22 protein-coding genes and 2 pseudogenes are annotated in these 23275 nt (G+C 45.3%); 18 read left to right on the plus strand and 6 right to left on the minus strand.

Annotated elements, in window-relative coordinates:
• Nucleotides 1-79: 79 nt before the first annotated feature.
• The 3 genes from AB5706_RS11080 to AB5706_RS11090 all read right to left on the minus strand — a co-directional run bounded on the left by AB5706_RS11080 (nt 80) and on the right by AB5706_RS11090 (nt 1688).
• The gene (locus AB5706_RS11080) at nt 80-298 is read right to left on the minus strand and encodes a DUF378 domain-containing protein (protein ID WP_148462795.1); all 219 of its coding nucleotides are present in this window, start codon (nt 296-298) and stop codon (nt 80-82) included.
• Between the two features lie 224 nt (nt 299-522).
• Nucleotides 523-1632: a DUF5067 domain-containing protein gene (locus tag AB5706_RS11085; protein ID WP_237926070.1), complete on the minus strand. Its 1110-nt coding sequence runs from the start codon at nt 1630-1632 to the stop codon at nt 523-525.
• Nucleotides 1614-1688, minus strand: coding sequence for a hypothetical protein (locus AB5706_RS11090; protein WP_334297762.1), 75 nt, complete (start codon nt 1686-1688; stop codon nt 1614-1616). The genes AB5706_RS11085 and AB5706_RS11090 overlap by 19 nt, the downstream gene beginning before the upstream one ends.
• An 85-nt stretch (nt 1689-1773) precedes the next feature.
• Here AB5706_RS11090 and AB5706_RS11095 point away from each other — a divergent pair.
• The 12 genes and pseudogenes from AB5706_RS11095 to AB5706_RS11150 form a co-directional block, all read left to right on the plus strand.
• Nucleotides 1774-1845 (plus strand): annotated as a pseudogene (locus AB5706_RS11095) (hypothetical protein); the annotation flags it as partial.
• 186 nt (nt 1846-2031) lie between these two features.
• Nucleotides 2032-2961, plus strand: coding sequence for an alpha/beta fold hydrolase (locus tag AB5706_RS11100; protein WP_118579222.1), 930 nt, complete (start codon nt 2032-2034; stop codon nt 2959-2961).
• A 76-nt stretch (nt 2962-3037) separates the two neighbouring features.
• Nucleotides 3038-3187, plus strand: coding sequence for a hypothetical protein (locus AB5706_RS11105; protein ID WP_173716424.1), 150 nt, complete (start codon nt 3038-3040; stop codon nt 3185-3187).
• A gap of 380 nt (nt 3188-3567) precedes the next feature.
• Nucleotides 3568-4512 carry an ABC transporter permease gene (locus AB5706_RS11110; protein WP_118579219.1) on the plus strand — a complete coding sequence of 315 codons (945 nt, stop codon included), beginning with the start codon at nt 3568-3570 and terminating at the stop codon, nt 4510-4512.
• A gap of 2 nt (nt 4513-4514) precedes the next feature.
• A complete protein-coding gene (locus AB5706_RS11115) occupies nt 4515-5873 on the plus strand; it encodes an ABC transporter permease (protein WP_118579270.1) in 1359 nt (452 codons plus the stop codon).
• 15 nt (nt 5874-5888) lie between these two features.
• Nucleotides 5889-6896 carry an ABC transporter ATP-binding protein gene (locus AB5706_RS11120; protein ID WP_118579216.1) on the plus strand — a complete coding sequence of 336 codons (1008 nt, stop codon included), beginning with the start codon at nt 5889-5891 and terminating at the stop codon, nt 6894-6896.
• Complete coding sequence (locus tag AB5706_RS11125) at nt 6897-7907, plus strand: ABC transporter ATP-binding protein (RefSeq protein WP_118579213.1); 1011 nt, start codon at nt 6897-6899, stop codon at nt 7905-7907. It abuts the gene before it with no gap.
• Nucleotides 7908-8010: 103 nt separating this feature from the next.
• Entirely contained in the window at nt 8011-9666 is a 1656-nt protein-coding gene (locus tag AB5706_RS11130; RefSeq protein WP_118579210.1) for a peptide ABC transporter substrate-binding protein, read from the plus strand.
• A 212-nt stretch (nt 9667-9878) separates the two neighbouring features.
• On the plus strand, nt 9879-11402 hold the full coding sequence (gene malQ, locus AB5706_RS11135; protein ID WP_173718281.1) for a 4-alpha-glucanotransferase: 1524 nt from the start codon (nt 9879-9881) through the stop codon (nt 11400-11402).
• Nucleotide 11403: 1 nt separating this feature from the next.
• Entirely contained in the window at nt 11404-13137 is a 1734-nt protein-coding gene (locus tag AB5706_RS11140; RefSeq protein ID WP_148462791.1) for an ABC transporter ATP-binding protein, read from the plus strand.
• Nucleotides 13137-14879 (plus strand): ABC transporter ATP-binding protein, encoded by a 1743-nt coding sequence (locus AB5706_RS11145; protein WP_173718254.1) that lies wholly within the window; start codon nt 13137-13139, stop codon nt 14877-14879. The genes AB5706_RS11140 and AB5706_RS11145 overlap by 1 nt, the downstream gene beginning before the upstream one ends.
• Nucleotides 14880-14890: 11 nt before the next feature.
• Nucleotides 14891-15325, plus strand: a complete 435-nt coding sequence (locus AB5706_RS11150) for a hypothetical protein (protein WP_173718255.1) — start codon at nt 14891-14893, stop codon at nt 15323-15325.
• 239 nt (nt 15326-15564) lie between these two features.
• Here AB5706_RS11150 and AB5706_RS11155 read toward each other — a convergent pair whose 3' ends face one another.
• On the minus strand, nt 15565-16080 hold the full coding sequence (locus AB5706_RS11155; protein WP_118579198.1) for a VanZ family protein: 516 nt from the start codon (nt 16078-16080) through the stop codon (nt 15565-15567).
• A gap of 251 nt (nt 16081-16331) precedes the next feature.
• Here AB5706_RS11155 and thyA point away from each other — a divergent pair, with 251 nt between their 5' ends.
• A complete protein-coding gene (gene thyA, locus AB5706_RS11160; protein WP_118579195.1) occupies nt 16332-17180 on the plus strand; it encodes a thymidylate synthase in 849 nt (282 codons plus the stop codon).
• On the opposite strand, the gene AB5706_RS11165 is transcribed toward thyA, so the two are convergent.
• Nucleotides 17155-17298, minus strand: coding sequence for a DUF6783 domain-containing protein (locus AB5706_RS11165; RefSeq protein WP_306797087.1), 144 nt, complete (start codon nt 17296-17298; stop codon nt 17155-17157). The genes thyA and AB5706_RS11165 overlap by 26 nt on opposite strands.
• Here AB5706_RS11165 and AB5706_RS11170 point away from each other — a divergent pair.
• Nucleotides 17230-17379 (plus strand): annotated as a pseudogene (locus AB5706_RS11170) (DUF6783 domain-containing protein); the annotation flags it as partial. The gene AB5706_RS11165 and the pseudogene AB5706_RS11170 sit on opposite strands and share 69 nt — an antisense overlap.
• Nucleotides 17357-17848 (plus strand): dihydrofolate reductase, encoded by a 492-nt coding sequence (locus AB5706_RS11175; protein WP_173718256.1) that lies wholly within the window; start codon nt 17357-17359, stop codon nt 17846-17848. The pseudogene AB5706_RS11170 and the gene AB5706_RS11175, both read left to right, overlap by 23 nt.
• A gap of 119 nt (nt 17849-17967) precedes the next feature.
• Here the strand turns inward: AB5706_RS11175 and AB5706_RS11180 are convergent, their stop codons facing one another.
• Nucleotides 17968-18993, minus strand: a complete 1026-nt coding sequence (locus AB5706_RS11180) for a branched-chain amino acid aminotransferase (protein WP_148462786.1) — start codon at nt 18991-18993, stop codon at nt 17968-17970.
• 243 nt (nt 18994-19236) lie between these two features.
• On the opposite strand from AB5706_RS11180, the gene AB5706_RS11185 reads away from it, so the two are divergent.
• The 3 genes from AB5706_RS11185 to ispG all read left to right on the plus strand — a co-directional run bounded on the left by AB5706_RS11185 (nt 19237) and on the right by ispG (nt 23273).
• Entirely contained in the window at nt 19237-20703 is a 1467-nt protein-coding gene (locus AB5706_RS11185) for a 5-bromo-4-chloroindolyl phosphate hydrolysis family protein (protein ID WP_173718257.1), read from the plus strand.
• Between the two features lie 132 nt (nt 20704-20835).
• The gene (locus tag AB5706_RS11190) at nt 20836-21987 is read left to right on the plus strand and encodes a toxic anion resistance protein (protein ID WP_173772145.1); all 1152 of its coding nucleotides are present in this window, start codon (nt 20836-20838) and stop codon (nt 21985-21987) included.
• Nucleotides 21988-22202: 215 nt separating this feature from the next.
• A complete protein-coding gene (gene ispG, locus AB5706_RS11195) occupies nt 22203-23273 on the plus strand; it encodes a flavodoxin-dependent (E)-4-hydroxy-3-methylbut-2-enyl-diphosphate synthase (protein ID WP_173772143.1) in 1071 nt (356 codons plus the stop codon).
• Nucleotides 23274-23275 lie beyond the last annotated feature (2 nt).

Raw genomic sequence — 23275 nt, forward strand, 5'->3', positions numbered from 1 at the left:
AAAAGTTGAAAAAAAGAAACCCCTATCCCCTCAAGATTGAGGGGCAGGGGAGTTGAAGTGTCGAAGACACTTTTTTAACTTATGACGCATTATTTTCATTGGAGCAGAGCGTTCCATAGAAACTGAGCAGATACAGACCCGAAAGTCCGACCAGTGCGTAGATGATTCTGGAAATCCAGCTCATACTGCCAAAGATGAGAGCTACCAGGTTAAAGTTGAAGAACCCGATCAGTCCCCAGTTGACAGCGCCGATTATTGTAAGAGTCAGACAGAAACAATTTAAAAATTTATTTTCCATAAGTCACCATCCTTTCGTAACTATAGTGTTTCTTTTTATCGTGGAAATTATACGAAAAAGCCTGTATAAAATGTGGTAAAAGATGGAATTTTAGCAGCAAAAAACAGGGGGACTGTCTGAAACTGCAAAGAGAGACATAAAAATACGCGAAAGCCTTAAACGGAACTTTCGCGTATAAAAGATTTCATTGTGCTTCCCATATGGTGATGTGCTGGTTGCTTCTTTTACTGGAGATTTAATGTCTGTGCTGCTGTAATTCCAGTATCCAGACCAAATGCGTCTGAAGCATGCAAGGTAACCGGGCTCATATCATTAAGGGAAAAAGCCTGACATACATTTACTGTTTCTCCTGGCTGGATTTCTTTCATAAATGCATCAACAGCCTCATCACTGTTTGCCGGAATAGCTGCTTCAAGAGCCGCATCATTCTGATAAGCGGTAAGATTTACATCTACCATAGCACTGGAAGAACTTTCTCCGTTATTTGTGTAGTCATAGTAGACGAGAAGGCAGGGCTCACCGCCAAAGTCTGTGGAAACTACATTTCTGGTATAGTGGATAGAGAAACGCTGGTTGGAAAGATCAATGGTTCCATCAGATGTGGCAGGCGTCTGGACCACAGAATCAGCTGGACCATCGGTTCCCTCTGCTGTGGAGTCGGAATCCGCCAGAGCCTGGCTGATCTCATCCTCTACACTTTTGAAATTGGCGGACATGATCTTTACTGTTTCATCATCAAGAGCTGTAACCTTCCATTGGCCGTTTACTTTGATCATAGGATAAACAATGTCTGTTTCACTGAATTTGTCTTCCAGGCTGGAGGCTTTTTCCATTAAAATAGAAGCAAGCTTGTCCTGGGTTTCCTGTTCCGTAAGACTCTCGCCGGAAAAGGCGCTGGAAACAATCTGACGAAGGAATTCGGTTACAGTTTCACGGTAGATATCAGATCCGTCTACATAGCGGATCCGCGCAGTGACTTCAGCAGTGCCGTCTTGAAAACTGAAACGTGTCTTTGTGATCTTCCAGGTCATTTTGGCATTGATGGATTTGAAGAAGCTTTCGTAGGTGGCGTTTCGCACATCTGCATTGTCAAGAGCGGAAAGATCGGCGCTCTGGAGCATACTTTCCATTGTGTCGAAATCAAGGCTCTGGATGCCGGTAAGATATTTATCCAATTCTTTGGCTGGCTGGCTGCGTTCGTAGAAATAGTAGCCAATGGCGGCACCGACGATAAGGATAAGAATAAGCAGAAGCAGAATGCGTCCGGCCTTTTCTTTCCTTTTTTTCTTCGGAACAGGGTGTTCATCTGGCATATTTAGTTGTTTTTCTTCCATGTTTCCTCCTTGTTAAGTTTAGAGCGTGTTTGAAAAATCATTCCCGCAATCTGCACGCCCCACTTTGCGGTATATTTCGCCCGAATTCGGTTGCCTTAGCCCGGCTACGGCGCCCTCATCCGGAAAAAATCTCTCACAAATCGTGACGCACATCTTGCAGAAAGTCTTTTTCAAACATGCTCTGGCGATGTCTATGATATTATAATTTCATAAATTGACCGTCTGTAAAAATTTCACATATAAATCTTTGTGACATCTTTTTTATTATAGTATACTCTTGGGAGAGTGTCAAAGTATTTACAGAGTGTTACTGCTCACTCCGTTCAAAGTAACCAGTAACTTTACGGATACCGGTTATTTATGTTAAGATAATAAAAAAAGAAGAAAGGCGGAAAAACTATGGGTGCAAAGTATGAAGCTTATATAGAATCAGAGGCGGATGGACTTGATATTTCCGTTCTGGCAGTGGTTCCGGATGAGACACCGTACAAAGGAATCCTGCAGCTTGTTCATGGGATGAGCGAATACAAGGAGCGCTATCTTCCCTTTATGGAATACATGGCTAAAAAAGGCTATGTATGCGTGATCCACGATCACCGTGGCCATGGGAAAAGTGTGCGGGCGCTGGATGACCTGGGATATATGTATGGCGGCGGCGCGGATGCGATCCTCAAGGATATTGAGGTGGTGAACCGGGAAATGCACCAGCAGCTTCCGGATCTGCCATTGATCTTATTCGGGCATAGTATGGGTTCGCTGGCCGTGCGCGCTTTTGCAAGAGATCATGATGACTGCATGGACATGCTGATCGTTTGTGGTTCTCCAAGCAAGAATGGGGCAAGATCTCTTGGAGAAGCAATTGCCCATATGGAAAGTGCTGTGTTTGGACCAGCTCACAAGAGTAAAGTTATCGAAACCCTTTCCTTTGCCGGAAATGTGATGCGCTTCCGCAAGGACAAAAACTGTACTTCCTGGATCTGTGCCAATAAGGCAGCAGCTCAGGAATACTCCGATTCTGAACTTTGTGGCTTTACGTTTACAGATGATGGCTATCTGGCACTTTTTGAGCTGATGAAGCGTGCTTACGACGTAAAGCACTGGCACTGCACCAGACCGAAAATGCCCGTGCTTTTTGTCAGTGGTTCTGATGATCCCTGTATGATCAACGTGCGTCATTTTGCAAAAGCAGTGCAGGATATGCGGCGCGCCGGTTATGTAGACGTGAAAGGCAAGCTGTATCCGGGAATGCGCCACGAAATTCTGAATGAGACAGACCGGAAGCGGGTTTATCATGACATTGCCTTCTATATAAAGAAAAAGGGTTTTTGAGAAAACACGTCCATTATGCATAATATGCTCTATTTTGCACATACTCACAGAAATACAGTGTGAAATGGAGAACTATATGAGAAAAAAAGGCTGGATTCTGCTGCTGGTTCTTCTGGGTGTGGCTTTTCTTATGAGCTGCGGCAAAGATACGGAGCCGGATGAAGCAAAAGGGGAACTGGTAAGAATTGAGAGAGAAGGATGCCAAGCTGGTATCCTTCTTTTTTGAATTGGAAAATAGATTGGTCCTGTACAGATTACAGGAATGATTTTTAAAACAGGCTCAAAAGTTTTTTTTAAACATGCTGTAGAGTTATGATAAACAATCTGCGCTTGTGAAACAAACAAATGTCTTTGTATAAAATACACAAAAAATATACCATAATAGCACTGAAAAATAGTACAAGCTTAAAAAATTGCACCGTCACCGTTCTAAAGTTTAAAATGTTACTTGAATAAAGCGAATTGAAATGCTATAATTTTTTTCATATATTATAAAAATGAACTCTGGTCAGAAATCAGTCTGATATGGGTGTGGCGTTTTTGACGGCATCGCTCATAAAGGAAACCGAAATAAATGTTTTCGACCGGAAAAAATAAGGAGGAAAAATGGGAAAGTATTTTGCAAAAAGACTTGGAATGGCGATTCTGACTATCTTTCTGGTAGCCTGTCTTACCTTCCTGCTGATGAATGCTGTACCTGGAAGCCCATGGCTCAGTGAAAAAACACCTTCTGAGACCACACTGGCTGCGCTGAATGCCAAATATGGACTGGATAAGCCGGTCTATGTACAGTTGTTTATGTATCTGAAAAATATTCTTCACGGTGACTTCGGTGTATCACTTAAGATGCAGAAGAACCGTGCAGTTCTTGACATTATCGTGGATATGTTCCCGGTATCTGCCAAGGTAGGTGCACTTGCACTTGCATGGGCGATTCTGGTGGGTGTACCTCTTGGCTGTCTTGCCGCATTTAAGAGAGGCAAGCTGACAGACAGCATTCTTCGTGTGATCTGTACACTTGGAATCTCCATGCCAAGCTTCGTTGTGGCATCTGTTCTTCTGGTAACCCTGACTGGAAACAATGCACTGAATCTGTTTCCGTCTATTTTTGATCCGTCGCAGGGATGGCGCGCCTATGTACTGCCATGCTTTGCCCTGGGCTTTTACCCAATGTGCTATACAGCACGTCAGACACGTTCTGCCATGCTGGATTCCTTAAGCCAGGAGTACATTAAGACAGCCCGCGCCAAAGGTCTGAAGAACAAAAAGATTATTTTCAAGCATGCTCTTAGAAATGCACTGATTCCGGTTATTACATACTTAGGACCGCAGGTGGCCTTTACTCTTTGTGGTGGTTTTGTTGTAGAGAGCGTATTCTCAATTCCAGGACTTGGACGTTACTTCGTACAGTCCATCCAGAACCGTGATTATCCGGTTATTATGGGAACTACCATTTTCCTGGCAGCATTTATTATTCTGATGAACCTGGTTGTAGACCTCCTTTATAAGGTTGCTGACCCGAGAATCAGCCTTGCGAAAGGAGGAGAATGATCGTGGCAGAAGATAAGAAGATTAAGAAATGTCCGGTGAGTCTTCAGCCGGATATTGAGAACCTCCTTCAGGATTTAAGTCCGGATGATTTTGCATCTGCGTCCAGACAGGAGAAGGATGATTTTATTCAGGACCGCCAGAGCGTTTCCTACTGGAAAGATGCCTGGAGAAGATTAAAGAAAAATGTGGTGGCTATGGTTGCACTTGGTGTGATCGTATTCCTGTTTTTATTTGCCTTTGTGGGCCCGCTTCTGATCCCATATGGTTATGACGAGTTTAACAAAGGTGCTGAGAACCTTTATCCCTATCACTACACACTGGAGGACACTCAGCGTGTGAACGACGAGATCGCTTCCAGAACCCAGTCCGATGTAGTGGATGTAGATGAAATGATCGCCCAGGCGAAAGCAGAAGCTGAGAAAAAGGGCGAGAAATTTACAAAGAAAGATGAAGCAGTTATCCGTGCAAAAGCAAAAGTCGCTGCAAAACCTTCAGAAGATTCTTCTGAGGAGCAGAGCGTAGATGAGGATTCCATCCGCAAGGAGCTTGGAATCAAGAAGCATATTTTCGGTTATTCCCAGGCAGAGCTTGAGCGCAAGGCAAATGGGGAAAAAGTATTCCCTCATGTATTTGGTACTGACATGTATGGCCGTGATATTCTGGTCCGTGTTATGTATGGTGCCCGTGTTTCCATGTCTGTCGGCGTATTCGCAGCTATCCTGGTACTGGTGATCGGCGCCCTTTATGGTGCTATTTCCGGTTACTGTGGCGGCAAGGTGGACGCAGTGATGCAGCGTATTGTTGAACTTATTTATGCAGTTCCGGAGATGCTGGTTGTCCTTTTGATCGCAACTGCACTGAAACCAATCCTTACTGACTATGTGAATTCATCAGGAACCAGTCCTATGAAATCCTTTGTCAATGTACTTGGACCGAACCTGATCTCCATGTTTATTGCATTTGGTCTGTTATACTGGGTTACCATGAGTCGTATTATCCGTGGCCAGGTACTTCAGCTGAAACAGCAGGAATATGTAACCGCAGCAAGAGCACTTGGTGCATCTGGCGGCAGAATCATCCGCCGTCATCTGCTTCCAAACTGTATCGGACAGATCGTTGTTACTACCTGCCTGCAGATACCGTCTGCAATTTTCCTGGAATCCTTCTTATCCTACCTTGGAGTTGGTGTTTCTGCACCTCTTCCAAGCCTTGGATCCATGGCAACAGACGCACTTAGCGGTATGTACACTTATACTTACAGACTGATCGTACCTTCCGTGATCCTGAGCATTATGATCCTTGCATTCAACCTGTTTGGCGATGGACTTCGCGATGCTCTTGATCCGAAGCTGAAGAAATAAGAGAGGAGGAGAACAATGTCTGAACAGAAAAATAAATTGCTGGAAGTAAAAGACCTGAAAGTCTCCTTCTTTACCCCGGCCGGCGAGGTAAAAGCCGTTGGCGGTATCTCCTATGACCTTGATTATGGCGAAGTTATGGGAGTTGTTGGAGAATCTGGTTCTGGAAAGAGCCAGGAGGCATATTCTATTATGGGGCTTCTTCAGTCCCCAGGTAAAGTTATCGGAGGCTCCATTACCTTCGAGGGAAAAGATGTCCTTTCTTTTTCCAAGGAAGAGATGACTGCGTTCCGCGGAAACAAAGTAGCTATGATTTTCCAGAATCCCATGACCTGTCTGAATCCGGTTTACACCATCGGAAATCAGCTTGTGGAAGCTCTTCGTGCCCATGATAAGAAAATCAGCAAAGAAGAAGCCCAGAAACGTGCCATGGAAATGATGGAACTGGTTGGAATCAATAATGTGGAGAAGCGTATGAAGCAGTATCCACACGAGTTTTCCGGCGGTATGCGACAGCGTGTCATGATCGCTATGGGACTGATCTGCCATCCGCAGCTTCTGATCGCAGATGAGCCGACCACAGCCCTTGATGTTACCATTCAGGCACAGATCCTTGACTTGATGAAGGATCTTCAGAAAAAGACCGGAATGGGAATCATTTTCATCACACACAACCTTGGTGTTGTGGCAGATATCTGTGACAAGGTATCCGTTATGTATGCAGGTAAAATTGTGGAGCAGGGACCTGTAGATGACATTTTCTACGAGCCTGCACATCCATATACAAAGGGTCTTCTTCGTTCCATGCCCCGTGTTGATGCCGAGAGCTATGAAAGACTGATCCCAATCGAGGGAACCCCGGTTGATATGCTGAATCCGCCGGAAGGATGTCCGTTTGCTCCACGTTGTGAGCATTGCATGAAGATCTGTCTGAAGAAAATGCCTCCTTACGTGGAAGTGGGCGAGAAACATCGTTCCGCCTGCTGGCTTCGGGTTCAGGAGCTTATGAACAAGGAGGAGAAATAAATGGCAGAAGAAAAGAAGCTTCTTGAAATTGAGAATTTACGAAAATATTTTCCGGTAAACGGCATAAAAGGTCCGGGGGTACAGGCTGTACAGGATGTTTCCCTTTATATCAAAAAAGGTGAAACACTCGGTCTTGTAGGAGAGTCCGGATGTGGAAAGACCACACTGGGAAGAACGATTCTTCGCCTTTATGAGCCAACCGGAGGAAAGATTATTTATGATGGCGAAACCATTTACGACAATCCTCTGGATAAAGACGGCAAACCTCTTGGAAAAGCCAAAGCTGCCAAAATGCTTCCCTACAGAAGAAAAATGCAGATCATTTTCCAGGATCCGTCCGCTTCCCTGGATCCTCGAATGACAGTTGGTGAGATCATTGGAGAGGCCATTGATATCCACAAGCTTGCAGCGAGTAAGAAAGACCGCGCTGACATGATCAAAGAGCTGCTGGCGCAGGTTGGATTAAATACAGAGCATGCAAACCGTTATCCACATGAGTTTTCCGGCGGTCAGCAGCAGCGTGTTGGTATTGCCCGCGCCCTTGCAGTAAAACCGGAGTTCATCGTCTGTGACGAGCCGATTTCCGCATTGGATGTTTCTATCCAGTCACAGGTGGTAAACATGCTGGAAGACATGCAGGAGCAGATGGGTCTGACTTATCTGTTCATTGCCCATGATCTTTCCGTTGTCCGTCATATTTCCAACAGAATCGGTGTTATGTATCTTGGCTCTCTTGTTGAGTTGGGCGAGAGCTATGAGCTGAACAGACATCCGATCCATCCATATACACAGACCCTGCTTTCCGCAGTTCCGGTTCCGGATCCAAAGCTGAGCCGGACAAGAAAGCGTATTATTCTGGAAGGAGACGTGCCAAGTCCTATGAATCCGCCAAGCGGATGCCGTTTCCACACCAGATGTCCATATGCCACTGAAAAGTGCAGCCAGGTAACTCCTGTGTTCAGAGAGCATGAGCCGGGCCACTGGGCAGCCTGCCATTTGCTGGACAAATAAAGGAAGTTTAGGTATTTCGTTCTTCTTCACGGAAGAGCTGATGAATACAAGCGTCGATTCTCATCTCTCATGCGGCGCAAAAAAGCATAAAGGAGGAAATGTAATGAGAAGAAAATTTATGTCTATGGCACTGACTGCAGCTATGGTATTAAGCATGGCAGCAACTCCTGTATTCGCCGAGGATACAGCATCTGACGAAGGATTCAACCTGAACCTTTGTATCGCATCTGAACCACAGACAATTGACCCTGCACTGAACTCTGCAGTTGATGGAGCTATCATGTGCAACCATATGTTCGAAGGTCTGGCTAAATGGGTAAATGATGGTGAAGGAAATGCTGTCACAGCTCCTGGACAGGCTGAGTCCTGGGAAAAGGCCGAGAACGAAGATGGTACAGTTACTTACACTGTTAAACTTCGTGACGGAATCAAATGGTCTGATGGACAGGCTGTAACAGCTGGTGACTTCGTTTATGCATGGCAGCGTCTAGCAAATCCTGAGACAGCAGCAGATTACTGCTACATGATCGACATGGTAAAAGGATATGACGCAGTTGCTGACGGAAGTGCGGATCCAAGCACTCTTGGAATTACAGCAGTTGATGATCAGACTCTTCAGATCGATCTTACCTATGACTGCCCGTATTTCGAAGAAATCATGGCATTCCCGGCAACCTTCCCGGTTCGTCAGGATATGGTAGAGAGCAGTGACAACTGGACATTTGATCCAAGCACATACATTGGCAATGGACCATACAAAATGACAGAGTGGTCTCACAATGCTTACATCTCCATGGAGAAAAACGAGAACTACTATGACTATGAGAATCTTGGACCGGATACTATCAAGTTTACACTTCTTGATGACAACAACGCAATGCTCAAAGGTTACAACAACGGAGAGCTTGATTTCATCGAGAACCTTCCTGTAGACGAGATCCCGACCTACCTTGCTTCTGGCGAGCTTGAGATTGGTGACTATCTTGGAACCTACTATGTATGCTTCAACACAGAGGACGAAGTTTTCTCTGACCCTAACATCCGTAAAGCGTTCTCACTTGTAATCGACCGTAACTACATCGTAGAGAACGTTTCCCAGGCTGGTGAGGTTCCGGCTGACGGATATGTACCGAACGGTGTAAATGATGCAGCTGGTGCTGGTAGTGATGACTTCCGTACAGTAGGCGGTTCTTACTACAGCATTTCCGATGAGGATTATGAGGCTAACTGCGAAGAGGCCCGTCAGCTTCTTGCAGACGCTGGTTATCCGAACGGCGAAGGCTTCCCGACTGTAGAGTATCTGTACAACACAGCTGATAACCACAAGAAGATCGGTGAGGCTCTTCAGAACATGTGGCAGACAGAGCTTGGTGTAACTGTTAACTTGAACAACCAGGATTGGAACGTATTCCTTCAGAACAGAAAAGATGGTAACTTCCAGATCGCCCGTAACGGCTGGATCGCAGACTACAACGATCCTTGCTCATTCCTGGATATGTGGTACACAGACGGCGGTAACAACGACGCTCAGTACTCTAACCCAGACTATGATGCAGCTATCGATGCAGCAAAAGCTACTTCTGATCCGGAAGAGCGTATGAAAGCATTCCACGAAGCTGAGGATATCCTCATTGGACAGGACAGCGTACTTGCTCCGATCTACTTCTATACACAGCCATATATGCTCAATCCAGACATTGACGGCATGTACTACACACCACTTGGATACTTCTTCTTCGGTTATACAAGTAAGAAATAATCAAGTCAAAAGAATATAAGTCTTTTGGTATTACTTAAATGTGATGCAGAAGAAAATGACAGGCATTCGGAATTTTTCCGGGTGCCTGTTTTTTGAGCAGAAACGAAAGCAGGATAAAATTTGCGAAGCTGTTTTATTCTGTTGACCGATTATGCATGATAGCGGTATAATAAGCAGATAATGGTTATTGAACCAGACAGGAGGAACATATGATGAGAGCCAGCGGTATTTTATTGCCTATATCCAGTATCCCTTCCAACTATGGAATCGGATGTTTTTCTAAAGAAGCTTACGCTTTTGTAGATCAGCTTGCAGAAGCGGGTCAGAAATACTGGCAGATCCTGCCACTTGGACCTACCGGATACGGGGATTCCCCTTACCAGTCTTTTTCCACATTTGCAGGAAATCCTTATTTCATTGATTTGGAGGAATTGATCCAGAGAGACCTTCTCACAGCAGCAGAATGTGCAGAATGTGACTGGGGCGGCAGCAAAAGCTATGTGGACTATGAGAAGGTTTATCTTTCCAGATTTTCCCTTCTTCGGAAGGCTTACAGACGTTTTTACCAAATGGATGGGAAAGAAAAGGAGCTTCAGCTGATCCGTGAGGAGATGGAAGCCTTTGAGAAAGAGCAGGGCTTCTGGCTTGCAGATTATTGTCTTTATATGGCAGTAAAGGACAGCCTGGAGGGAATTTCCTGGAATCAGTGGCCGGAGGACTTAAAGACACGTAAGCCGGAGGCGCTTGCTAAGGCAAGAGAGGAGCTGAAGGAGGATATCAGCTTCTATGCCTTTCAGCAGTTCTGGTTCTACCGCCAGTGGAACCGGCTGAAGAAATATGCAAATGACAGAGGTATTAAGATCATCGGTGATCTTCCTATTTATGTGGCTTTTGATGGCGCAGATGCATGGGCGAACCCGGATCTGTTCCAGTTTGATGAGGAGGCTACACCGGCAGCAGTGGCAGGATGTCCTCCAGACGCTTTTTCCGCAACTGGTCAGCTGTGGGGAAATCCACTTTATAATTGGGAATATCATAAGAAAACAGGTTATAACTGGTGGATCCTTCGTATGGCTCACTGTATGAAGCTGTACGACAAGGTCCGGATCGATCATTTCCGCGGTTTTGACGAGTACTGGTCAGTTCCCTATGGAGATGAGACCGCTGAGAATGGAAAATGGGAAAAAGGTCCTGGAATAGAACTGTTCAAGGTCCTGGAGGAAAAAATTAAGAATCTGGATGTGATCGCAGAGGATCTGGGATTCCTTACAGACAGCGTCAGGGAGCTTCTGGCAGAATCCGGATATCCGGGTATGAAGGTGCTTCAGTTTGCCTTTGATGAAAGCGGCGAGAGCGTATATCTTCCTTTCCGATATGACAAAAACTGTATTGTATACACTGGAACCCACGACAATGAGACTACGAAGGGCTGGCTTGGAAACCTTACCCAGTCAAACAGAGACTATGTGAACCAGTACACAGCCTGTGAGGAGAAAGACACAGATGAATGTGTATGGGGGCTTATCCGGGCGGCACAGTCCTCAGTAGCAGAAGTGTGCGTAGTACCTTTGCAGGATTATCTCTGTCTTGGAAATGAAGCGAGAATGAATACGCCTTCTACTTTGGGAGACAACTGGAAATGGCGTCTTACAAGAGGTCAGCTTACGGATGAGATCATTCATAGAATTAACGCAATGACCAGATTATATGGACGAATCCAGGAGAATAAGAAGTAAGATGAAGAGATTGCTTATATTTTTGAAGGGCTATGAGAAAGAAAGTTTTCTGGCTCCTTTGTTCAAAATGCTGGAGGCCACCTTTGAGCTGATCGTGCCTCTGGTTGTTGCAAGAATCATGGATATCGGCATTAAGAATCAGGACAATGTCTATATCTGGCACCAGTGTGTGATCATGGTACTGCTTGGAGTGATCGGTCTTGCATGTTCCCTGACAGCACAGTATTTCTCTGCAAAGGCAGCCATGGGATTCAGCACTGCCCTTCGCAAGGAGCTTTTTTCCCATATCAGCAGGCTTTCTTACAGAGAACTGGATATGCTTGGAACTCCTACCCTTGTGACAAGGATCACCAATGACGTGAATCAGGCACAGACTGGTGTGAACATGGTACTTCGTCTGTTCCTTCGTTCTCCTTTTATTGTTGTGGGTGCAGTGATCATGTCCTTTACCATTGATGTGAAGATTGGTCTGATCTTCCTGATTGCGGTTCCGGTGATCTCCATTGTAATTTACGGAATTATGCGTACAACAGTGCCAATTTACAAAAAGGCTCAGTCATTTCTGGACCGAATTTCACTGATCACCAGAGAGAATCATGTGGGTGCCAGAGTGGTAAGGGCTTTTGGAAGACAGCAGGAAGAATATAAAGAATTTTCAGAAGTAAACGACGATTACACCAAGGTGCAGGTAAGAGCGGGAAAAATTTCCGCACTTCTGAATCCTGCCACTACGGTTATCATGAACTTTGCCATTATCGGAATCCTCTGGTATGGAAGCAAGGAAGTGTCTGTGGGTATTCTTACACAGGGGGAAGTGGTTGCCCTTGTAAACTATATGAACCAGATCCTGATCGCACTGATCGCTCTTGCAAACCTGATCGTGGCAGTGACAAAGGCTATGGCTTCCGGTGTGCGTCTGAATGAGGTGCTGGATACACAGCCGTCTCTCACGGATCAGGGCAATAGTGTTCAGAAAGAAAATGCAGGCGCTGCAAGAGTTGTCTTTGAAGATGTGAGCTTTACCTATGCAGGCAGCAAGGAGCCGGCGCTTTCCCATATTTCCTTTACGGCAAAACCAGGTGAGACCATCGGCATCATTGGTGGTACCGGATGTGGTAAATCCACTCTGGTCAATCTGATCCCACGCTTCTATGACGTAACTTCCGGTAATGTGGTAATTGATGGAAATAATGTAAAAGAATATCCATTTTCACAGCTTCGTAAAAAGGTGGGGATGGTACCACAACAGGCAGTTCTGTTTAAGGGAACCATCCGTGACAATATGAAATGGGGCAAAGAGGACGCTTCCGAAGAAGAAATCCAACGGGCTCTTTCCATTGCGCAGGCAAGTGGTTTTGTAAAAAGTAAGCCGGAGGGCTTAAATACCATGGTAAGTCAGGGCGGCGCCAATCTTTCCGGCGGACAGCGCCAGCGTCTTACCATAGCAAGAGCACTGGTGGGAGATCCGGAGATCCTGATCATGGATGACAGTGCTTCTGCCCTTGACTTTGCCACAGATGCGGCTCTTCGTCATGCCATTCATGAGCAGACAAAGGGAATGACTGTGTTTATCGTTTCCCAGAGAGCAACCTCCATCAAGCAGGCAGATAAGATCCTGGTTCTGGATGATGGTGAGCTGGCTGGTGTGGGAACACACAAAGAGCTTATGGAATCCTGTGAGGTCTACAGAGAAATCTGCCTGTCACAGCTTTCCGAACAGGAGGTGAACCGCTGATGGGAAGGAATAAAGAGACTATGAAGAGGGTACTGAAATTTATCAGCCCTTACAAAGCAAAAATTATCATTATGCTTCTGACAGCGCTTGTCACCGTTGGATTTACCCTGTATACACCCATTCTGATTGGTAATGGTGTAGATAATATCGTAGGTCCGGGAAATGTAAATACAGCCGGACTTTTGAAGGTGCTTGGAGCTCTGGCTGTGATCGTTGTGGGAAATGCAGTTTCCCAGTGGGTGATGAACCTTCTTACCAATCAGGTTACCTACAGCGTGGTGCAGGATGTGCGAAGCCAGGCGTTTGCCCATCTTCAGGAGGTGCCGGTATCTTATATAGATGCCAATCAGCCAGGAGATATTTTAAGCCGTATTGTTTCTGATGTCAGTCAGTTTTCAGATGGTCTCCTTATGGGCTTTACCCAGCTGTTTACCGGTGTGCTGACCATCTTTGGAACCATTGGATTTATGCTTTCCATCAGTGTGAAGATCACAGTGATCGTTATTTTGCTCACTCCGATTTCCCTGTTCGTGGCAAGCTTTATCGCAGGCAGAACCTTCCGCATGTTTCAGGAGCAGTCCGAGAAGAGAGCGGAGATGACTTCTATTGTGGAAGAGCTTGTTGGAAATCAGAAGATCGTGCAGGCTTTTTCCTATGAGGAGAGAGCTAATGAAAGGTTTGGAAAAGTAAATGAAGAGCTTCGCGTCTGCGGAATCAAAGCGATTTTCTTTTCCTCTATTACAAACCCATCCACACGCTTTGTAAATGGTCTTGTTTACACAGCAGTTGGAATTTTTGGTGCATTTACAGTAATTAAGGGCGGTATGACTGTGGGACAGCTGACCAGCTTCCTGAACTATGCAAATCAGTATACCAAGCCGTTTAATGAGATTTCCGGCGTTATCACAGAGCTGGAGAATGCGCTGGCATGTGCAAAACGTCTCTTTGACTTTATTGATACACCGGCACAGGAGCCAGATGCGCCAGATGCTTGGGAGCTGGAGAAAGCAGACGGCCGTGTAAGCGTGGAGAGTGTTTCCTTTTCTTACAGAAAAGAAGTTCCGCTTCTTACTGATATTTCCATTGACGTAAAACCTGGACAGAGGATCGCCATCGTCGGACCTACCGGATGCGGTAAGACCACTATGATCAACCTTCTTATGAGATTCTATGATGTAGATAAGGGACAGATTAAGGTAAGCGGTTATCCGGTAAGAGAGCTGACAAGAGACAGCCTGAGACGAAACTTTGGTATGGTGCTTCAGGAGACCTGGCTGAAGGCAGGAACCATCCGCGAGAACATTGCCTATGGAAAGCCGGATGCGACTTTGGAAAAGGTTATGGAGGCAGCTAAGCATGCACATGCCCACAGTTTTATCAAGCGTATGCCAAACGGCTATGATACCGTGATTTCAGAGGGAGGCGGAAATATTTCCCAGGGACAGAAGCAGCTTCTTTGCATTGCAAGGGTTATGCTGATGCACCCGGCTATGTTGATCCTGGATGAGGCCACTTCTTCCATTGATACCCGTACTGAGGTGAAGGTGCAGAAGGCTTTTGCAGAGTTGATGGAAGGAAGAACCAGCTTTATTGTAGCACATCGTCTTTCCACTATTCAGGAGGCAGATCTGATCCTGGTCATGAAGGACGGAAATATTATCGAGCAGGGCAGACATGAGGAATTGCTGGCGAAGAAGGGCTTCTATGCGAATCTGTATGAGAGTCAGTTTGCTATTTCATAAGGGGGATGAATATGGAAAATAAGAATCTGGAAGAGACTGATGTAAATGAGAAGCAGAAAGCCAGAAATGGGAAGTCTGCTATGCCTATGAGAACCTGCCTGGTTATGATTCTGGCAGGGGTTTATGTGGCTTATCTTGGTGTTTCACTTTGCCAGAATGTAATAAATGGTGCTGAGGGCAGCAGTCCTGGCTTTATGGTTGCGGGAGTGATTTTTATTGTGCTTGGCGTGGCTTTCGTGATCAATGGAATCCGCGGCAGCATAAAGGCTGGCAAGATTCAGAAGGAGTCGAATGCAGAAAGTGAAGCGCAGGCTTCTGAGACAGAAACTTCAAGGACAGTTGAATCTAAAATGGAAAGTACTTCATCCTTGAATAAGAAAATGTCTATTGCTGACCGCGCTAATCTGGTTAGCCAGTTAGGGGATGCGACAGAGGATGAAGAATAGAGAGTATTGTTTTTTGAAAAGAAATTGATATATTAGATAGTGTTAATATATGTATGAAAAATGAGTGGTGTAGTTATTTCGAGAACGATGTACTAGTTTGCAGACCGGGCGGTTACTTTTGCGTTTTATGATTATAACAGCACGAAATTACGAATACAATACTAAATATAAAAAAATAAACAGACTTCCGAATGAGTGATAATCAATCAGAAGTCTGTTTTTTTGTTGAAATACACGCTCTAGCGCCGTTTCCTGCGCCTGCGTTTCCCGCTTGGGTTATGTAGAGTGGACCAGCAGAATGCCTGCACCAACAGGATTCCCGCTGTGACTCCGATGCTGTCGATTCCCACATCACGTACAGAAGGTCCGCGGTCTGCCACAAAGGACTGGTGGTATTCATCAAAGCCTGCGAAGCCTACGCATATGGCGCCTGCCAGCAGGATCAGCCAGATACCTCTTACTCCGTAAACATAAAGTGGGAAAGAAATGGCAATGGCAAGCAGACAGTACTCTGTCATGTGAGCTGCTTTTCGCACATAAAATTCGATGGAGCTGGCAGAATAGGCGAGCTCGTCATAAGTTTTGTTTTCGTTGAGAACTTCATTCTTGGTTTCCACAATCTGGTAGCTGACTTCATAGCTTAGGGCTCCGGACACCTCCCCTGTCTGGGCTGAAAATGAATAGATCAGATACATCATCAGAATTGCAGGAAGAAAAGAAAGAGGTTTCAGTAAATGGATTAAAATTTTCTTCATGGGGTTTACTATAACACGGGAAAATAAGATTGTAAAGAAAAAGGTGATTTGACAAGGCTTTGAAAAAACAATAAAACCAGAGCAAGCAGAAGGGAGACAGGAGGGCAAAGAACTTGTTATTTACAGGAATCTATGCTAAAATTGTTGAAGTATGAAAAGCAGCGAGATACTTGGTGGGGAGAGACTCTGGCAGCCAGGTATCGTGTTGCTATAAAGAACGCACAATGGAGACCAGGAGGAAAAAGACAGGTATGAGTTTAGCTGATCATATTTTTATAGATATGTGTAAAGACGTAATTGAGAACGGAACCAGTACAGAAGGGGAGAAGGTCCGGCCAGTGTGGGAGGATGGCACTTCTGCTTATACGATCAAACGTTTTGGTGTTGTGAACCGTTATGATCTGAGAAAGGAATTTCCAGCGCTGACCCTTCGCAAGACCGCATTAAAGAGCGCTATGGATGAGATCCTCTGGATCTGGCAGAAGAAATCAAACAACATTCATGACCTTCACAGCCATATCTGGGATAGCTGGGCTGACGAGAATGGCTCCATTGGAAAAGCGTATGGTTATCAGCTGGGTGTGAAGCATCAGTACAAAGAAGGCATGATGGATCAGGTAGACCGTGTTCTTTATGATCTGAAGAATAATCCATACAGCCGTCGTATTATGACCAATATTTATGTGCATGAAGATCTTCATGAGATGAATCTTTACCCATGTGCTTACTCTATGACCTTCAATGTAACAAAGGAGCCTGGAAAGGACAAGCTGACTTTAAATGCCATTTTGAACCAGCGCTCCCAGGATATCCTGGCTGCAAATAACTGGAATGTATGCCAGTACTCCCTTCTTCTTATGATGATCGCACAATGCTGTGACATGGAAGCCGGTGAGCTGGTACATGTGATCGCGGATTGTCATATTTATGACAGACATGTTCCGGTTATCAAGGAGCTGATTTCCAGGACACCTTATCCGGCACCGACTGTGAAACTGAATCCGAATGTGAAGAATTTCTATGATTTTACCACGGATGATCTGATCGTGGAGAATTATCAGACCTGGCCTCAGATTAAAAATATTCCGATTGCCATTTAAACATGGAGTAAATGAGAAAGGGTTCCAATGCCGCATGCGTTTCAGATATGGTGAGGCTGCTGTAGCGGGCTACGGCAACCGAATTTGGGCAAAATCTCCCGCAAAGTGGGGCGTGCAGATTGCGGGAATGATTTTTAGACATGCTCTAGGAGTTCGTATAAAGGAGATTATAAGAAATGAAAATAATAGTAGCTGCTGACAAAAACTGGGGAATTGGAAAAGACAATAAGCTTCTTGTAAGCATTCCGGCGGATATGAAAATGTTTCGTCAGGAGACCACTGGCAAGGTTTGTGTTATGGGAAGAAAGACCCTGGAGAGTTTCCCAGGAGGGCTTCCTCTTAAAAACCGCATAAACATCGTTCTTACCAGAAATGAGAATTACAAGGTGAAAGATGCCATAATCGTTCATTCTATTGAAGAGCTTATGGAAGAATTGAAAAAGTATCCGGCAGAAGATGTATACTGCATCGGCGGCGACACTATCTATAAGCAGCTTCTTCCTTATTGCGATGCTGCTCAGGTGACCAAGATTGATTTTGCTTATATTGCAGACAGTTATTTTCCGAATCTGGATGAAGATCCACAGTGGCATGTGGCAGCAGAGAGTGAAGAGCAGACATATTTTGATCTGGAATATAAGTTTGTGAGATATGAGAGAAATAAATAAGCGGGAAAATATAATGTGTTTTTAAAAAAATCAGTTCTGCCATCACGACAGAACTGATTTTTGTTATATGCTGTGTAGAGTGTGTTTGAAAAAATACGAAAAATGGGAAGCTTAAGAAATTACTCAATAACCTTCAGCCATCCCTCTGGAGCCTGGATGCGTCCCATCTGGATTCCGGTAAGGGTTTCATACAGCTTCTTGGTGATCGGTCCCATCTCGTTCATGCCGCTTGGGAAGCAAATCTCTTTGCCGTGGTCCACGATCTTTCCAACAGGAGAGATAACAGCAGCAGTACCGCAAAGACCGCACTCTGCGAAATCCTTCACTTCGTCGAAGTATACTTCTCTTTCCTCAGCCTCAAGTCCAAGGTACTCTTTCGCAACGTAGATCAGAGAACGACGTGTGATGGATGGAAGGATACTGTCAGACTTCGGAGTAACAACCTTGCCGTCTTTTGTTACGAATAAGAAGTTTGCTCCGCCTGTCTCCTCAACCTTGGTACGAGTTTTGGAATCAAGATACATGTTCTCATCGAATCCGTTCTTATGAGCGTCAACGATCGCATGAAGGCTCATTGCGTAGTTAAGACCAGCTTTGATATGACCGGTACCATTTGGTGCAGCACGGTCAAAGTCGCTGACACGGATTGTGATCGGCTTAGCGCCGCCTTTGAAGTATGGTCCGACAGGTGTGGTGAATACACGGAACTGATACTCGCTGGCAGGTTTTACACCGATAACAGCGTCGCTTCCGAACATGTACGGACGTACATATAAAGTAGCACCAGAACCATATGGCGGAACATATGCTGCATTTGCTTTAATTGTCTGAACAACTGCGTCAACAAAACGGTCTTTCGGGAATACAGGCATTTCCAGTCTTGCGGCGGAATGCTCCATACGCTCACCGTTCAGGTCAGGACGGAAAGTAACGATATGTCCGTCTTCTGTAGTATATGCTTTCATACCCTCAAAAACAGTCTGTGCATACTGAAGGACACCTGCACACTCACTGATGGTAACCATATCATCTGTGGTAAGGCCTCCCTCATCCCACTTGCCGTCTTTATAATTGGATACATAACGGTAGTCTGTTTTTACATAACCAAAGCCCAGGTTTCCCCAGTCAATGTTCTTTTTTTCCATAACAATTTCCTCCTAGCGTGGTTTTTGGGGGGAGATTCTTATTGTGAATCCCCAATGTTTTTACTATTGTAAAACTTTTACGTGTGAAATTCAATGGGAAAAGCAGATTTTTTAAGTGATTTTCCTGTGAAAAAGGTTACAAAAAGTATAATGTGTTTATATTTTATGGTGTCTTGTTTTTTGAGGGGGATTTTTGTATAATGATAAAACAAGCGTTGTGAAATAAAATATCCGGAGGAAAAGATGGGATATAACGAATTTGATGAACTTGGAGATAAGATCCAGAGCATCATTGACAGTGCAGTAAATGAAAAAAATTACCAGAAACTGAGCCAGAGTATTAATCAGGCGCTGAATAAGGCTATTGATAATGGGAGTGATGCCCTTCGGGATGCGCTTAATAATACTGTGGGCAGTGGGAAATATACCAATTACCGCAGCGGCAGTTCTTATGATTACAGAGAGAATCGGTCCTGGGATTTTCAGAAGGATGGAAAGAAAAACCGGAGTACCGGGGAGGATCATGGAACTGGTTATCAAGGATATGCCGATGCGAAAGGGAATGATTCGCGTAATGGAAATTTCCAGAGAAATGGTACAGGCAGGCAGGATACCAATCACCAGAATTCGGATCTGGCATTGTATTTACCGACGAATGGAATCAAGGTCGGGGGAATTCTGAAGACAGTGTTTGGTGGGATTCTTACTGGAGTATTTGGAATTGCTACAATGGTAGTTGGTGGAATTGGAGCTGGCTTTAGCAGCAGTGTAATGCTTGGAATTTCGGCAGTGCTGGCGGCATTTACGGTCGGCGGAGGTATTCTTCTTGGACAGGGCTGCAGCAGTCTTACCAGTTTAAGCCGCCGAAACAAGTATATCAAGGCTCTTGGCACTCACACCTACTGCAATTTCCAGCAGCTGGCACAGGCAGTCGGCAAGCCGGTGAAATTTGTAAAAAAAGATATCAAACGTATGATAAGCAAAGGCTGGTTCCTTCAGGGACATGTTGATAAACAGGAAACTTGTCTGATCACAAGTAATGAGACTTACGACCAATATGTAAGCACTCAGAAGCGGCTGGAAGAAAGAGATCATCAGCAGGATGAAGAGCGTGCACGCCAGGAGGCAGCGCTTCGTCAGCAGGCAGAGGAAAAAGAAAGGCAGAAATTTAACCAGCATGAACAGGCAGATGCCCGGGCGTGTGTGGAAGCAGAACGGGATGCTGCGGAAAGAATCAGACTTTCCCCGGAAGTCCGGCAGGTTCTGGATAAGGGAAATGACTTTCTTGATAAAATCCACCGCAGCAATGATGCCATTCCAGGAGAAGAGATTTCCAGAAAAATCTCCCGTATGGAGCTGATCATAGCGAAGATTTTTGAACGCGCCAAGGCTCATCCGGAGATTATTCCGGATTTGAACCGCCTTATGGATTATTATCTTCCTATGACTGTGAAGCTTTTGAATGCATATGAAGAAATGGACAGCCAGCCGGTTCAGGGAGAGAATATTACTTCTTCCAAGAAAGAAATCGAAGAGACTATTGATACGTTGAATGTGGCTTTTGAGAAGCTTCTGGATTCCATATTTGAAGACACGGCTATGGATGTATCCAGTGATATTTCTGTTCTGAATACAGTTTTGGCACAGGAAGGGCTGACTGAGGACGAGCTTACCCGTATGAGAAAAGAGGCTGAAAAAAACAGGCTCTAGCAGTGTGCGGAATGTTAAGTATATGAAAAGATAAGATTTGCAGCGGGGTTAGAGCGTGTTATAAAAATAACGAAAATGCCAAACTGAAGGCTGCTGATAAATATGGGCAGACCTATACACAAGGAGGATGCTATGGGAAACGAATTTACAGGTTTTGAAGATAACGCACCTACACTTACATTAGAACCGGATTTGGGAGAGTCAAAGGCAGAGATTGCAGCAGAGCCGGAAGCCGAAGCTGTGAAAAAGGAAATGGAACAGACCGTTCTCTCCCCGGAAGAACAGCAGATGGTAGACAGCTTTGCTAAGAAAATTGACATTGAGAATACCAGCCAGATCCTCCAGTACGGTGCCGGAACCCAGAAGAAAATGGCTGATTTTTCCGATGCAGCTCTTGAAAATGTACGGACACAGGATCTGGGTGAGGTTGGAGAGCTGATCACCCAGGTGGTAGGCGAGCTTCGCGATTTTGATGCTGCTGAGGAGGAGAAAGGCTTTCTTGGCTTTTTCAAGAAACAGGGCAGCAAGATTGAAAATATGAAGAACCGCTACGCCAAGGCTGAGGTAAATGTGCAGAAGATCACTACCTCCCTTCAGGATCACCAGATGCGTCTCATGAAGGATTCCGCAGTTCTGGAAAAAATGTATGCTCAGAACCTGAACTATTATAAAGAACTGACCATGTACATCCTTGCAGGAAAACAGAAGCTGCAGGAAGTACGGGAGGGAAAATTAAAAGATCTGGAGGCAAAAGCAGCAGTCAGCGGACTTCCGGAGGATGCGCAGGAAGCCAAGGATCTGGACAGCAAGTGCAATCGTTTCGAGAAGAAGCTGCATGATCTGGAACTGACCAGAACCATTTCCCTGCAGACAGCACCGCAGATTCGTCTGGTGCAGAACAATGACACCCTTATGGTAGAAAAAATCCAGACAACCATTGTAAATACCATTCCACTTTGGAAGAGCCAGATGGTACTGGCACTTGGAATCGCCCATTCCACAGAAGCAGCCCAGGCCCAGCGCCAGGTAACAGACCTGACAAATGAGCTTTTGAAGAAAAATGCGGAGGCACTTCACCTTGCATCCACAGAGACTGCCAGGGAATCTGAGCGCGGAATCGTGGATATTGAGACTCTGAAGCAGACCAATCAGGAGCTGATCGCTACTTTGGATGATGTCATGAATATTCAGAAAGAGGGCCGCGCCAAGAGAGCCCAGGCAGAACTGGAAATGCGCAAGATGGAAGAAGACTTGAAGAATAAATTGTTGGAAATCCAGCATTAAATTGCAAAGAAAACAGGCTCTGGAGCCTGTTTGAAAATACTTGCAGAATGCTGTGAAAATAACTGTACAGCAGGGGTGTCAGAGACATCCCTTTTGTGCCTTTTTGCATAGAAAAGTTTGATAAGCGCCTGCGGTGTAAAAGTGAACCGCAAAGAATGCTATCAGTGAACAGTAACCAAAGAATACCATGTTCATAATATATGGAGGAATTTCGTATGTACAGAGACCATACCAAAGTAATTCAGATAGGAAATAAGAAGATTGGAGGCGGAAATCCCATCCTGATCCAGTCTATGACCAATACAAAAACAGAGGATGTGCAGGCAACCGTAGAGCAGATCCTTGCCCTGGAGGCTGCTGGCTGCGACATTATCCGCTGTGCAGTGCCGACCATGGAAGCGGCAAAGGCTCTGAAAGAGATCAAAAAACAAATTCACATTCCGCTGGTAGCAGATATTCATTTTGATTATCGTCTTGCGATTGCGGCCATGGAGAACGGTGCCGACAAGATCCGTATCAATCCCGGAAATATTGGAAGCACAGAGCGTATCAAGGCAGTTGTAGATGTGGCGAAGGAGCGGAATATTCCCATCCGTGTTGGGGTAAACAGCGGTTCTCTTGAGAAAGAACTGGTGGAGAAATATCACGGTGTTACCGCAGAAGGTCTGGTAGAAAGCGCCCTTAACAAGGTGCACATTATTGAAGAGCTTGGCTACGACAATCTGGTGATCAGCATCAAATCTTCTAATGTTATGATGTGCGCCAGGGCTCACGAACTGATTGCGGAACAGACCAGTTATCCTCTCCATGTGGGAATTACAGAGGCAGGAACCCTTTATTCTGGAAATATCAAATCTGCCATAGGGCTTGGTATTATTTTATACCAGGGAATCGGTGACACGATCCGCGTCTCCCTGACTGGTGCCCCTCTGGAAGAGATAAAATCTGCCAGACGTATCCTAAAAACCCTTGGACTTCGCAAAGGCGGCGTGGAAGTAGTATCCTGTCCAACCTGCGGGCGCACCCAGATCGATCTGATCGGTCTTGCAAATAAAGTAGAAACTATGGTGCAGGATATCCCTCTTGACATTAAAGTAGCTGTTATGGGCTGTGTGGTAAATGGCCCGGGAGAAGCGAAAGAAGCCGATATCGGAATTGCAGGCGGCGTAGGTGTAGGTCTTCTGATCAAAGGCGGTGAGATTGTGAAGAAAGTGCCGGAAGACCAGCTGCTGGATACCTTGAGAGAAGAATTGATGAACTGGGATAGCAATAAGACACAGAAATGACA

Source organism: Ruminococcus sp. RTP21484sp1_RTP21277st1_D2_RTP21277_210401 (assembly GCF_040924225.1).
GTDB classification, from domain to species: domain Bacteria; phylum Bacillota; class Clostridia; order Lachnospirales; family Lachnospiraceae; genus Blautia_A; species Blautia_A faecis.

What these genes read in the sequence shown, in the direction of transcription:
- AB5706_RS11145 (WP_173718254.1), top strand. Translation starts at nt 13,137, where the DNA reads ATGGGAAGGAATAAAGAGACTATGAAGAGGGTACTGAAATTTATCAGC.
- AB5706_RS11130 (WP_118579210.1), top strand. Translation starts at nt 8,011, where the DNA reads ATGAGAAGAAAATTTATGTCTATGGCACTGACTGCAGCTATGGTATTA.
- thyA (WP_118579195.1), top strand. Translation starts at nt 16,332, where the DNA reads ATGAGTTTAGCTGATCATATTTTTATAGATATGTGTAAAGACGTAATT.
- AB5706_RS11125 (WP_118579213.1), top strand. Translation starts at nt 6,897, where the DNA reads ATGGCAGAAGAAAAGAAGCTTCTTGAAATTGAGAATTTACGAAAATAT.
- AB5706_RS11180 (WP_148462786.1), bottom strand. Translation starts at nt 18,993, where the DNA reads ATGGAAAAAAAGAACATTGACTGGGGAAACCTGGGCTTTGGTTATGTA.
- AB5706_RS11120 (WP_118579216.1), top strand. Translation starts at nt 5,889, where the DNA reads ATGTCTGAACAGAAAAATAAATTGCTGGAAGTAAAAGACCTGAAAGTC.
- AB5706_RS11140 (WP_148462791.1), top strand. Translation starts at nt 11,404, where the DNA reads ATGAAGAGATTGCTTATATTTTTGAAGGGCTATGAGAAAGAAAGTTTT.
- AB5706_RS11150 (WP_173718255.1), top strand. Translation starts at nt 14,891, where the DNA reads ATGGAAAATAAGAATCTGGAAGAGACTGATGTAAATGAGAAGCAGAAA.
- AB5706_RS11085 (WP_237926070.1), bottom strand. Translation starts at nt 1,632, where the DNA reads ATGGAAGAAAAACAACTAAATATGCCAGATGAACACCCTGTTCCGAAG.
- ispG (WP_173772143.1), top strand. Translation starts at nt 22,203, where the DNA reads ATGTACAGAGACCATACCAAAGTAATTCAGATAGGAAATAAGAAGATT.
- malQ (WP_173718281.1), top strand. Translation starts at nt 9,879, where the DNA reads ATGAGAGCCAGCGGTATTTTATTGCCTATATCCAGTATCCCTTCCAAC.
- AB5706_RS11110 (WP_118579219.1), top strand. Translation starts at nt 3,568, where the DNA reads ATGGGAAAGTATTTTGCAAAAAGACTTGGAATGGCGATTCTGACTATC.
- AB5706_RS11185 (WP_173718257.1), top strand. Translation starts at nt 19,237, where the DNA reads ATGGGATATAACGAATTTGATGAACTTGGAGATAAGATCCAGAGCATC.
- AB5706_RS11080 (WP_148462795.1), bottom strand. Translation starts at nt 298, where the DNA reads ATGGAAAATAAATTTTTAAATTGTTTCTGTCTGACTCTTACAATAATC.
- AB5706_RS11100 (WP_118579222.1), top strand. Translation starts at nt 2,032, where the DNA reads ATGGGTGCAAAGTATGAAGCTTATATAGAATCAGAGGCGGATGGACTT.
- AB5706_RS11155 (WP_118579198.1), bottom strand. Translation starts at nt 16,080, where the DNA reads ATGAAGAAAATTTTAATCCATTTACTGAAACCTCTTTCTTTTCTTCCT.
- AB5706_RS11175 (WP_173718256.1), top strand. Translation starts at nt 17,357, where the DNA reads ATGAAAATAATAGTAGCTGCTGACAAAAACTGGGGAATTGGAAAAGAC.
- AB5706_RS11190 (WP_173772145.1), top strand. Translation starts at nt 20,836, where the DNA reads ATGGGAAACGAATTTACAGGTTTTGAAGATAACGCACCTACACTTACA.
- AB5706_RS11105 (WP_173716424.1), top strand. Translation starts at nt 3,038, where the DNA reads ATGAGAAAAAAAGGCTGGATTCTGCTGCTGGTTCTTCTGGGTGTGGCT.